An 11,097-nucleotide genomic window follows, 5' to 3' on the forward strand; every position below is an offset into this window, starting at 1 on the left:
TTTCCTAGCGCGTCTCCACCGTCCGAGGCTCACTCCAACTCGGCGTGATCCAGGGCTCCCGGTCCGGCAAACCGAGGCAGAATCGCGCTGTTGGTGGAGTGGTTACAAACTCGAAGACGACAGCCCCGAAAGTTTGTGTCCGGCGGCCGAAGCGAGGAGTAACGCACAGTGGCGCGCTGCGGTCGGCGAGAATGCGTTGTGCAGACTCGCCGTCGCGAGCACTGACCGCATGCGACGTCAGAAAATCCATCCGAACCTTGGAATCGGCGATCCGTCCCTCATCGGTCAGTTCTCGTTCGGCAACGAGATCGATATCGTCGTTCGACAGCGGATGATTGGTGTGCAGCACCATCCGCGAACCTGGCAGGGTACTGTCTCGAACCTTCGAGGCCGAACACTCCACACCGTGGAAACCGCGCGCGTCCGCCACCGCATAGTGCTGCCCGCTCGCGTGAGAGACGCGGCGTAAGAAGTCGACGGCACGATCGCGCGAAACCTGCGCAAGCGCCCCTCGGATGACCGTCGCCACAGGTAATCCGACCTCGTTGTGGCGCAACATGCCAAGCGCGTTGACGCAAACGCCGACGCCCGCATCGTTGACGCCGGTCAGCCCGATCATTCCCGCCGAGCTCAGCACGAGCGCGTCGGGGCCATGCCCCGGACTGACATGCAGTACTACCTGCGATTCAGTCATGAAATCCGGCAGGTCCATGTTTTGGGCGAGGAACACGCCACCTTCGCCGACCTGCCCGAGAACACTGCAGCCGAGCTCGAGGTGCTCGCGGTGTATCCACCACTGCTGATCCATAAAGTTGTACGCAAGAACTTCGGGCAAGGGGACGGCGGCGGCCTCCGCGATTCCCCGCATCTCCTCGGCCAAATCCGGCACCGAGGCTTCGACGGTCGCCAACAGTCCGTTCGCGGTGAGGTGCTCCCGGCTGTGAGCGCTCGTACCTTCCCGCCATCGCGCAAGCGCAGCGTGGATCATCTCGCGCGCGTGCTCACCGTGGGCGCGCCCACGTGCCCGTCCGTTTCCCACGCACTCGATGACCGTCATCGGAAGGCCTCCTCTCGACGCGAACCTCCCTGTAAAACAGACTGACAGAGAATGTTTCGTGGTGGAAGGCCTCACGATCAACGTCCACAACTTCGAGGCGGCGGTGACAATTGTTCAAGACGCGACGTCACCGGGTAGGCCTTGTACATGGACCAGTCGCAGGCACCTATTCTGGACGGGTTGGAGGAGTACCACCGACTCGACCGATACGGATTTTCCCCACCGGGACACCGGCAGGGACGCGGTGCAGACCCTCGGGTCATCCGGGTACTGGGTCCCGACGTATTCCGTTCCGACGTACTGGCTTCCGGTGGTCTGGACGACCGCAAGTCCCGAAACGGATACTTGTCCAAAGCCGAACAATTGATGGCCGAGGCAGTGAGGGCAGAGCACGCCTACTTCTCGACCTGCGGTAGTTCGCTGTCGGTCAAAGCCGCGATGCTGGCCGTGGCAGGAAATGATCCGGGAGGGCTGCTCGTCTCCCGTGATTCACACAAATCCATCGTCGCCGGCCTGATCTTCAGCGGGGTGACGCCTCGCTGGATCACACCACGATGGGACGAAGACATGCACTTCTCCCACCCGCCGTCGCCGGACGAGGTACTTGCCATGTGGAAGAAACACCCCGATGCGGCCGGTGCGTTGATCGTCAGCCCCAGCCCGTACGGGACGTGTGCGGATATCGAGGCCATCGCGAACGTGTGCCATGAGCGAGGTAAGCCACTCATCGTGGACGAGGCGTGGGGTGCGCATCTGCCCTTCCACGAGGACCTTCCGACATGGGCTATGGATGCCGGCGCCGATGTCTGTGTGGTCAGTATCCACAAGATGGGGGCGGGGTTCGAACAAGGATCCGTCTATCACCTCCAGGGGGATCTCGTCGACGAATCTCACCTCTCGCAATGCGCAGATCTGCTGACGACAACAAGCCCAAACGTGATGCTGTACGCGGCCATCGACGGTTGGCGCAGACAGATGGTCGAACAAGGAAGGGATCTACTCGGCCGAGCTCTGACCCTCGCCCAACGCACCAGGGAACGAATCGCCGACATCGACGGCCTGAACGTGCTCGAAGAGCGACTGCTCGGAGAGGAAGCGTCACATGATCTGGACCGGCTGCAAATTCTTCTCGACGTCAGCGAGCTCGGGATATCCGGATATCAGTGCACAGACTGGGTGCGCGAGCACTGCCACCTCGACCTGGGTATGCATGATCACCGACGCGTCATGGCCACGATGTCTATGGCCGACGACGAGAGCACCGCGGACCGACTCGTCTCCTCGCTGACGTCACTCGCTCGCGCTGCACGCGAGTTCGATCCGCCGCCGAAAATGTTCTTGCCGAACCCCGGCGAGTTGCAACTCGAGTCCGTGATGTCGCCGCGTGATGCCTTCTTCGGGCCCACTGAGATGATAGAGGCACGAAGAACGGATGGGCGTATTGCCGCCGAACAGCTGACCCCGTATCCGCCCGGTATTCCCGCTGTCGTGCCGGGAGAGCGGCTCGACCGGTCCGTAATCGACTATCTGCAAACGGGAGTCGACGCAGGGATGGAGATACCCGACGCCGCCGACGGTTCCCTCCGACACATCCGGGTAGTCCGAGAAGCCTGACTTGCGGAGGTTACGTCTCATTTCGTCCGATTCCCGGGTTCGTAATTTGTCTGTTTTGGAGGGTGTATCGGTGAAGCCAGCGCCGCCGCTTTCGAGTGTGCGCAGGACCTGATTCCTGCGGGACAGGACGGTCATGACCCTTTCCGAAGATTCAGCTTCCGATACGCCGGTAGTAGTTATCGCTGCGGTGCGCCCGTACCGCTCCGATGAGATTGCGGAGACCCTGGGATTCCAGGTGCCGACATGGCTGGTGTGACGACGTTGTCTGCGCATTCCGGCCAGCCGGAGACGGTGGCATGCACCGACGAGCGCGCTTTGGACGTTGATATCGATCAGTACCGGGCCGACGAGGGTCCCTGTCTGGAGTCTGCTCGGACTCGACAGGTGGTGCGGGTGCGGGTAGAGGGCGCGGCGCTCCGATGGCCGCGGTTTGCGTCGAATGTTGCAGGGATGGGCGTGGCGAGTTTTCTTTCTGCTCCGTTGTCAATCGACGAGCGTCATGTGGGAGCGCTGAATTTGTACGGTTTCGGTGATCACGGTTTCACAGAGATCGACGAAGTGTTGTTACAGGTCTTTGTGGCCGCGGTCGAGGGCGCGGTGTGGAATGCGCGTCGGGCGGAGCAATGGCGCTCCGAAGTCGACGGGCTTCGAGAAGCGATGAAGACGCGAGCGGCAATCGATCAGGCAAAGGGAATGTTGATGGCGTTGCACGGGATTGATGAGGATCGGGCGTTCGAGGTCCTCGTAGATCAGTCTCAGCAGCGGAACGTCCGGGTGGCCATGCTCGCAGCCGAGGTCGTGGAATCGCTGACCAAGCGGTGATCTGTGGGACGATGCCTTACGGAACGTAGAAAGCTGCGGCGTCGGGCGCGATTGATTCCGCCACCGACAAGACAGTGATGACGATTCACCCGGCCCGGTCTGCAGGAGATCTTTCTGCCGGGATCCCGTTCAGTCCCGAGAGTCAGTCCAGAGAGTCTGCCAGAGCGGTTGCTTCGGTCGACGCATTCAACCAGTGATCGCCGGCGATCACCGGAGCGAGTCGTCAGTCCGGCGCCCTGTCACCGGTGTCGATGGGTGTGGCGTCCTCGCGGTCTGCTCGATTCCCCGGAAGGCCTTCCTGCTGACGTTCCTCGACCACCTGTTCCTCGAGATCGTCGACTAGTCCGGTGAGATCTTGGTTGAGTGCTGCTTTCCCCTCCGAATCCGACGCGTGTTGATGCTCGGATCCGCTCGTAGATGGGCGTAATGCGTCCTTCTTTTTCGACTCATGCATCGACATCTCCTTTCGTCGCCCGTTGTGCGCGTGGTGGTACATCAATGGGCGACAGTCTACGTAGATGTTCTTGTCTGCTCAGAAGTCTTCATCGATACACGCGAGCCGATCGCCTGCCACACCTGCCTCTCCCGGCGCAATCTTCGTACGGTCAGCATGGATCACCACAGACTGCGCCTCTCCCTCGCGGAACTTCCAGTCGACCGTGGCTGACGACTGAGCGTTACCGTTCGCATCGGTGGTGATGTCGAGCCAAACCTCGTTGGAGGGGTTGGCGTACGCGGGATCGGTGGAGGGTGATTCGGGGCCGGCCGCCGGATCCACGTTGTTCTGATAGTGCGGCCCGGAGTCCGCTGGGTTGGGGCCGCACGGCCGTGTATGCACGTGCACACCCAGATCTCGATTGGGAGTAAGCCCTGCGGCCTCGACTGTGACGGTCGTTCGGTTGCCCTCGTCTTCGGATTCGATGTCCACCGCAGATCCCACAGGAACCACAACCTCGTCGTACGTGAAAGCGTCGTCGTCACTCGCCTGACCGGGTGCCCGAAATACGTCACCGTCGAGACCCGGAAGAAAGCTGGGAACCGTCGTTGTCGTGTCGAGCGAGGCGGGTGGTGTTTCGACGGTGGCATTTTCGCTGGTCGAGCCGTCACTACCGCCGCATCCGGCCGCGACAAGGGCAGCGAGGGAGAGACCTGTGATAGTTGTCGAGCGTCCGAGGCTTAGGAGTCGGCGGTCCGTGCGTCGGAGCTGAATGTGTCGTAGATGCATGATTTGGCAGTACCCGCTCGCGCCGCCACCATTCCTCGCGCGCAGTTCTCCCACGCCGAGGAAACCCTCGGATTATTCGAACCGTACCTCGTCCGGGTCCTTGTCCGGTCGCAGTCCGCGCCACGTCGGATGCCTGACCAGACCTGCCGTCGTCCATTCGGTGAACGCGATCTCACCGACCAGTCGCGGCGTCACCCACACTGCGTCCTTTCGTTCGGAGGGTTTCAATTCAGCGGAGAAGGGGCTGGTTTTGCGGGACAGGCGTTTCAACGTGCGGCTCAAGGTTTCGAGCGCCGATTCGGTGAATCCGGTACCGACCCGGCCGATGTAGCGCAGTCCGTCCTCGTCGGGGACGCCTAACAACAACGAACCGAGGCTGTCGGCGCGAGCGCCTTTGCCCGGCCGGTAGCCGCCGACCAGGACTTCCTGGGTGCGCTGGTTCTTCACCTTGACCCAGGATCGTCCACGCTGGGCCGGCAGGTACGGGGAATCATTGCGTTTGGCGACGATTCCCTCCCAGCCGCGGCGTCGACTCTCGTCCAGTGCTCGTTCGCCGTTTCCGTTCAGCCGAGCAGGCACGGTGAGTCCCTCGCACGTGGCGGCAAGCTCGTCCAGTACCCGCCGCCGATCGAGATACTTCTTCTTCATCAGTGAAGTTCCGTCGAGAAACAAGATGTCGAACACGAAAAACTCGGCGGGGTACTTCTCAGCGGCACGCTCGATAGCGGCTGTTCGTCGCAGGCCCATTCGGTTCTGCAGAGCAGCGAAACTCGTGACATCGTGCGCGTCGAGTGTGACTATCTCACCATCGAGGACTGCGGCGTGTTCGCCGAGAGCCGGGCCGATCCAGGCGAGGTCGGGATAGGTGGATGTCAGGTCGAGTCCCGAACGGCTGTACAGTCGAAGTTTTCCGTCGAATACTTCACCGACCGCCCGAATTCCGTCCCATTTGCCCTCGAAGGACCACTCGCCGGCGGCCAGGGTCTCCAGATAATCGGCAGGACGGAGAGTAGCGAACATCGGTTCCAGACCGTGGGGCGGTGCGCTGTGTTCGGTCGTCACCCTCGACGGCTGTTCACCACCGCCGGAAGGAATCGGCCGTTCGTCGGCCTTCTTGATCTTGTGCATCAACCAATGATCGGCTTTGGTATTGATCAGTGCGTACTGTCCACGTATCCGGTCGCCGTGGAGCTCGAACACCAGCTTCCCCGTTTCCCACTTTATCGGGACATAACTACCGGAATCGAAAATCTCGACCCGCCCACCTCCGTACTGGTCTTCAGGGATGGTCCCCGAGAACGTCCGGTAGTCGAGCGGGTGGTCTTCGGTCTGAACGGCGAGACGGTTGGTTCCCGGTTTGGTCGGGACCCCCTTCGGCACCGCCCACGAGACGAGAACACCGTCGTGTTCGAGCCGGAAGTCCCAGTGCAGGTTGGTCGCGTGATGTTCCTGGATGACGAAACTGAGTTCTTCGACGGAATCCGACCCCTGTCCGTTCGTCGACTGTTCTGGCATCGGCTCGGGTGTCTGGCCTCGATGGCGTTTGGACCGATAGGTGTGGAGCGAGTCCAGAGACTTCGACAACAGGTCGCCGTCGCTTCGATACCGTTCGAGTACTTCGTCGAAACGTAACTGGCGCAGGCCTTTCTGCTCAATTTCGGACCAATCCCGGGGTGCCGCAGCAGTTGGTTCGGCTCGACCCCGCAGCGAGTACGGTGCTACGGTCGTCTTAGCAGGGTTGTTCTGACTCCAGTCGACGAATACCTTGCCTGAACGTTCGGTTTTCGCCATGGTCGCGGTCACCAGGTCCGGCCAGTCTTTGGCGAGTTGCTTGGCGATTTTCTGGGCGAACTGCGACGGTTCCGAGTCGAGAGTCGTGGTCAGCTCGGCGTACACGTGAATGCCTTTGCTCCCACTGGTGACCGGATACGACGACAGGCCTGATGCTGTGAGGTGCTCTCGAACTGCCAGGGCGACGCGCGCGCAGTCATACAGTTCCACACCCTCGCCGGGGTCGAGATCGAAAATCAACCGGGTGGCCAGGCCTGGCCTACCCTTGACGACAGTCCATTGCGACACATGAAGTTCCAGCGCGGCCAGTTGGCCCATCAAAGCCAAGCCTGCAGTCGAATCGACAAGGGGATAATCGACAGCGCGGTCCTGGTGGCGCACAGAGAACCGCCGCACCCACTTCGGGATTGAAGGCGGTGCTTGCCGTTCGAAGAAGAAGTCCGAGTCGACACCATCGGGCCAGCGTTTCCTCGTGACAGGACGTTGCGAGAGATGAGGCAACATGGCCGGCGCGATCTCTTTCAAATATTCGATCACCTCACCCTTACTTGTCCCGGTATCGGGATACAGCACCTTGTCGAGATGGGTGAGATTCAGTCGGTGTCCATCGATCGTTGTTGCCGGCATCGCGGAATCCACCTCCTTGCTGTCCGCTGTTTCACCCATGTGGAAGTGGTAGCCGATCCACCCCACAACGAAACACGTGGGGAGGGTGACGAGGAAACACGCGGGGTGGGTGACGAGAGGTGGTCGTGCAGGCGCACAATGTTCGCGTTTTACGCTCGAAGGAGTCGGGTAGCAAGCGAGGAGATGGTTCGAAGGAGTAGAAAAATGGATCTCGACGACGCCGAACCTGTGGTGTGGACCGAATCCGAGGCTCGCGAAGCTTGGTGGCGTGCGATCTTGGGAATCAGCACGGCCGCTCCACATTTCACCACATCCGAAGCGGAGGAGCTCTTGAGCGGAAATTACTCGACGGCGACGGGAATCCATCCCCACATGTCGAATAGTTCGGTTGACGCAGCCTGATCGTGCCTCAGCCTCGAAATCATCTCTGCGGAACCTCCGGCGGTACGCCAGGGAATGGACACGCGCCCGTCAGCGCGGCACGAACACCGTGTCGGAGTTGTGTGTTTGCCGGGCATGCAGTGGTTGTCACCCCTATGGTGCACGCAGGGCCGCCGTAGCTGTAGAAGTCGGCACTTCGCGAATTCCACTGCTTCGCAACGTCAACTGTGGGGAAGTCGTCCCGGATAGGGAGTAGATGCGGATTGCGGTGATGACGCTTTCTGCCGAGGGATAGATATCACGAACGCATCGCCGATCTACCTGTGACGTTTGGTCACGGAAACCGATTAGAGTCGACCGTCGTCTGCTGAGGTGACCGCAAGGCGGGCGTACTCGACTGTGCTGAGGGCGCGAACAATTGCGCCTGCCTCCAATCGGAGAACGCGTCCACTGCGTTGATGGTGTGCACCCCCCCATCAGAACTCCGACGGCTTGCTCGACGGTTCTGGCTGCCACCGTGTCACACAAACTTCGTGCTGCCCGCCCCTGACGCGCGATCAGGTTGATGGTCTCCAGAGCGGTGTTGAGATAGCCCGCGAGGATGGTCCACTATGTCGTCCGAGTGACCGGTGTCGGCAACGGTGGAGTGCGAGTACAGGTTTAGTGATCCCACGGAAGTGCCTAGAATGCCGAAACTAGCCCGACTACTTGCCGATAGGATTCGGTCAGCGGCTCTCCGAATAGTCTTTCCAAGGGAGGGCTAGGGCTCACGCGGGCGGGGCGAGGTTCACTGAGCGGCGCACGTGCTGTCTGTCGCAGAGAGGTTCTGGTGTTTTGCCACAACCTTTGTCGAGTCGGAGTCTCAAAGGGAAGTTCTCTTCGATCCGGAAGGTCACCGATTCGCAGAAGCGCGAAAGACGGACCCAAGATCGGACTGAGCCCGTATGTCGCCCCCTAAGTCGGGTTCAGTGATTTCTCAGCGTATCGATCAGTTCACTCTTCTTCAGTTTCGAGTAGCCGTGCAGGTCAAGTTCTTTGGCGCGTCTCTTCAATTCTTCGACTGTCCATTCTTCGTACGGCGAAGACTTGCCCCCGGACTTGCCCACGCTCGATCGCCCCCGATTGGCCGCTGCGTTGGATATCCGGGCCGCTTTCTGCTTCGAATCCCCCTTCTTTCGTAGTTCTTCGTAGAGGTCTTGATCCTTGAGTTGGGGTTGTGAGTCTTGACGAGCCACTGGTGTTCCTCCTCTGTGTCAATGGAACTGAAGTATCGGTCTGTACAGGGTGCTACCCGTGGGGTAGATGATCAAACCGGCAAACAACGTCGTCTCAGGCCATCACCCGAAAGCAATCGAGTGAGGAGTCGGTGGCATCGGGCACGGCCATACCCGCGCGCAGTCCGGACTGAAGGTAGCCGATGACTTCCGTGTCGAGGCGCTCTCCGGGCACCACGGCGGGAATTCCGGGTGGGTACGGGGTGAGTTGCTCGGCGGCGATACGTCCGGCAGCGTGGGCACCGGGGATCATTTCAGTTCGGCCGAAGAATGCTTCGCGTGGCGATGACACAGTTTCGAGTTGAAGGCTCGCAGGAGAGGGTAGCTCGATGCGGGGGGTGTCGGGGAAACTTGGTGCTGCGCCGCAGAGAGCTTCGAGGCCGTCCAGCAGTCGTCGGGTGGTCTCGCGATCGTCTGCGGTGGAGACGGTCGCGAGGATGCGCCGATGGTCGCTCATGCCTACATCGATCGAGCGTTCGGCTCGGAGCCAATCCGCGCACTGATAGCCGGTGGCTCCCGTCCGTGAAACGTCGATCAGCACTTGCATTCTGTCGAGGTCGTGGGAAGCCTGGTGGCCCAGCAATTCGGAGTCGAGGACCTCGAGATCTGGGAGTTGTTCGATGTCGTCACGAAGCGAGGTGACCAGTGTCAGCGCTGTATCCAACAACTCGTGTCCGGTCTCGACCATCTGACGGCGCCATCCGTCGAGAGCTGAATAGATCATGACGTTGGGGCTCGTGGTCATCAACAGATCGGCGCACGCCGACAGGTGAGCAGTGTCGACAAGATCTCCCTGGACGTGGAAGACCGACCCCTGTTCGAAACCCATCCCCATCTTGTGCACACTGACCACGCAGACGTCCGCTCCTGCATCCATCGCCCAGGTGGGCAATCCTTCGTGAAAAGGGAGATGTGCACCCCACGCCTCGTCGACGATCAAGGGTTTACCCCTGCGGTGGCATTCGTCTGCGATCGCGGCTAGGTCTGCACAGGTGCCGTACGAACTCGGGCTGACGATCAGCGCCCCCGCCGCGTCCGGGTTCTTTTCCCACGCATCACGCACTTGGGAAGGGGAAGGGGGATGCGAAATGTGGTGCGCAGCATCCCATTGCGGGGTTATCCATCGGGGAGTGATGCCGGCAAAGATCAGCCCCGCGACGATCGACTTGTGACTGTCTCGACTGAGCAGCAGCCCACCGGGATCGTTGCCCGCGACTGCCATCATTGCTGCCTTGACGGACAGTGAACTACCGCAGGTCGAGAAGAACGCATAGTCCGCGCCCACCGCGTCGGCCATCAATCGTTCGGCATCTGCAAGGTAGTTGTTCGATGATCGGCGGTCGTCGAGGCCGGACGTGGCGAGAACGTCGTCGTGGAATGGATCCCGCCCGAGTACATCGAGTACCCGCCGGTCTGTGCCGCGCTCTTGTCTGTGCCCCGGTGGGGTGAACCCGTACCGATCCAACCGACGGTACTGCTCGAGGGCCTCCAGCAACGGTGCTCGGTTTTGATCCATGCGGCGGGACTACCCATCGCCCAATCGAGGCAATCGAAATGTTCGTCACAACAAACTCGCTCGGGCTGTATACGACAGGACGGACTTCTTCGAGTACCGGACACGAACTTCGCTGGCTCACTACGAACTAATCCGTTGCGCGGGCTCAGCTTCAAGTGGACGGTGAAGGCCAACTGAATCACAACGCTCCCCGCCCGGCGGCAACCCGGGCGGGGAGCGTTGAAGGCTTCGACTATTGCTCAGACCGTTGTCGAGCTTCGTTCGCCTCCGCTTCACCACGAGCCTTCTCTGCCTCCGCCTCCTTCTTCGCGACTTCGCGTTGACTCTCAGCCTTGACCTGCTGTGCTCGCCCTTCGTCAGCCAAACTGTCGTTTCCTGCAACAGCGCCGACAGCCTCTTTGGCTTTGCCCTTGGCGTCTTCTACGACGCCCTTGATGCCTTCGCTGGGACCGCTCTTTTCATCTGGCATGTGGTTTCTCCAGTTTCCTCGCGGGTATCTACACCGAACGTCCTACCCCGAGAGGGGACTGACAAACATGTCCTACTTGATCCCTACGACCTTGCGGGGCAACAGCGACGTAAGGACCTCGAACCCCCCACTACCGCGAGAATGGAAAGCAAGCTGAGCGGGACCCGCCCCGGCTTGCGGAAACGAAGGACCCGCGTTGAGTCCGTAGTCCAGTGCATGCAATTCCGCGTAATTGGTGGTCTCATGCTTCGGGACTGCCCCCGGTTTGGTTGACATCTGACCTGTGAAGATGTGTCTTCACAGTGGAAGGATGCCGCTATG

General features: G+C 60.7%; 11 protein-coding genes. 4 read left to right on the forward strand and 7 right to left on the reverse strand.

Annotated elements, in window-relative coordinates; all coding sequences use genetic code 11:
* Positions 1-4: 4 nt before the first annotated feature.
* Complete coding sequence (locus M1L53_RS27825; RefSeq protein ID WP_261949354.1) at positions 5-1,057, reverse strand: C45 family peptidase; 1,053 nt, start codon at positions 1,055-1,057, stop codon at positions 5-7.
* A gap of 147 nt (positions 1,058-1,204) precedes the next feature.
* Here M1L53_RS27825 and M1L53_RS27830 point away from each other — a divergent pair, with 147 nt between their 5' ends.
* From M1L53_RS27830 to M1L53_RS27840, 3 genes are all read left to right on the forward strand, one after another.
* Positions 1,205-2,671 (forward strand): aminotransferase class I/II-fold pyridoxal phosphate-dependent enzyme, encoded by a 1,467-nt coding sequence (locus M1L53_RS27830; RefSeq protein ID WP_261949355.1) that lies wholly within the window; start codon positions 1,205-1,207, stop codon positions 2,669-2,671.
* 133 nt (positions 2,672-2,804) lie between these two features.
* Positions 2,805-2,927: a hypothetical protein gene (locus M1L53_RS27835; protein ID WP_261949356.1), complete on the forward strand. Its 123-nt coding sequence runs from the start codon at positions 2,805-2,807 to the stop codon at positions 2,925-2,927.
* Positions 2,915-3,493: a GAF and ANTAR domain-containing protein gene (locus M1L53_RS27840; protein ID WP_261949357.1), complete on the forward strand. Its 579-nt coding sequence runs from the start codon at positions 2,915-2,917 to the stop codon at positions 3,491-3,493. Before M1L53_RS27835 ends, M1L53_RS27840 begins: the two co-directional genes overlap by 13 nt.
* A gap of 223 nt (positions 3,494-3,716) precedes the next feature.
* Here the strand turns inward: M1L53_RS27840 and M1L53_RS27845 are convergent, their stop codons facing one another.
* The 3 genes from M1L53_RS27845 to M1L53_RS27855 form a co-directional block, all read right to left on the reverse strand.
* A complete protein-coding gene (locus tag M1L53_RS27845; RefSeq protein WP_261949358.1) occupies positions 3,717-3,947 on the reverse strand; it encodes a hypothetical protein in 231 nt (76 codons plus the stop codon).
* Between the two features lie 78 nt (positions 3,948-4,025).
* Positions 4,026-4,718, reverse strand: coding sequence for a superoxide dismutase family protein (locus tag M1L53_RS27850; protein ID WP_261949359.1), 693 nt, complete (start codon positions 4,716-4,718; stop codon positions 4,026-4,028).
* 72 nt (positions 4,719-4,790) lie between these two features.
* Complete coding sequence (locus M1L53_RS27855; RefSeq protein WP_397517572.1) at positions 4,791-7,175, reverse strand: ATP-dependent DNA ligase; 2,385 nt, start codon at positions 7,173-7,175, stop codon at positions 4,791-4,793.
* A gap of 165 nt (positions 7,176-7,340) precedes the next feature.
* On the opposite strand from M1L53_RS27855, the gene M1L53_RS27860 reads away from it, so the two are divergent.
* Positions 7,341-7,538, forward strand: coding sequence for a hypothetical protein (locus tag M1L53_RS27860; RefSeq protein ID WP_261949360.1), 198 nt, complete (start codon positions 7,341-7,343; stop codon positions 7,536-7,538).
* A gap of 944 nt (positions 7,539-8,482) precedes the next feature.
* On the opposite strand, the gene M1L53_RS27865 is transcribed toward M1L53_RS27860, so the two are convergent.
* The 3 genes from M1L53_RS27865 to M1L53_RS27875 all read right to left on the reverse strand — a co-directional run bounded on the left by M1L53_RS27865 (position 8,483) and on the right by M1L53_RS27875 (position 10,776).
* Positions 8,483-8,752 carry a Rho termination factor N-terminal domain-containing protein gene (locus M1L53_RS27865; RefSeq protein ID WP_261949361.1) on the reverse strand — a complete coding sequence of 90 codons (270 nt, stop codon included), beginning with the start codon at positions 8,750-8,752 and terminating at the stop codon, positions 8,483-8,485.
* Positions 8,753-8,846: 94 nt separating this feature from the next.
* Positions 8,847-10,307 (reverse strand): aminotransferase class I/II-fold pyridoxal phosphate-dependent enzyme, encoded by a 1,461-nt coding sequence (locus M1L53_RS27870; RefSeq protein ID WP_261949362.1) that lies wholly within the window; start codon positions 10,305-10,307, stop codon positions 8,847-8,849.
* Positions 10,308-10,539: 232 nt separating this feature from the next.
* Positions 10,540-10,776, reverse strand: coding sequence for a CsbD family protein (locus M1L53_RS27875; RefSeq protein ID WP_261949363.1), 237 nt, complete (start codon positions 10,774-10,776; stop codon positions 10,540-10,542).
* Positions 10,777-11,097: the final 321 nt, after the last annotated feature.

Origin of the sequence: Rhodococcus sp. T9N (assembly GCF_024436645.1) — a bacterium.
In the GTDB taxonomy this organism is placed as follows: Bacteria; Actinomycetota; Actinomycetes; order Mycobacteriales; family Mycobacteriaceae; genus Rhodococcus_F; species Rhodococcus_F qingshengii.

Coding starts and splice junctions, on each gene's coding strand:
- M1L53_RS27825 (WP_261949354.1), bottom strand. CDS start 1,057: ATGACGGTCATCGAGTGCGTGGGAAACGGACGGGCACGTGGGCGCGCC.
- M1L53_RS27830 (WP_261949355.1), top strand. CDS start 1,205: ATGGACCAGTCGCAGGCACCTATTCTGGACGGGTTGGAGGAGTACCAC.
- M1L53_RS27835 (WP_261949356.1), top strand. CDS start 2,805: ATGACCCTTTCCGAAGATTCAGCTTCCGATACGCCGGTAGTAGTTATC.
- M1L53_RS27840 (WP_261949357.1), top strand. CDS start 2,915: ATGGCTGGTGTGACGACGTTGTCTGCGCATTCCGGCCAGCCGGAGACG.
- M1L53_RS27845 (WP_261949358.1), bottom strand. CDS start 3,947: ATGCATGAGTCGAAAAAGAAGGACGCATTACGCCCATCTACGAGCGGA.
- M1L53_RS27850 (WP_261949359.1), bottom strand. CDS start 4,718: ATGCATCTACGACACATTCAGCTCCGACGCACGGACCGCCGACTCCTA.
- M1L53_RS27855 (WP_397517572.1), bottom strand. CDS start 7,175: ATGGGTGAAACAGCGGACAGCAAGGAGGTGGATTCCGCGATGCCGGCA.
- M1L53_RS27860 (WP_261949360.1), top strand. CDS start 7,341: ATGGATCTCGACGACGCCGAACCTGTGGTGTGGACCGAATCCGAGGCT.
- M1L53_RS27870 (WP_261949362.1), bottom strand. CDS start 10,307: ATGGATCAAAACCGAGCACCGTTGCTGGAGGCCCTCGAGCAGTACCGT.
- M1L53_RS27875 (WP_261949363.1), bottom strand. CDS start 10,776: ATGCCAGATGAAAAGAGCGGTCCCAGCGAAGGCATCAAGGGCGTCGTA.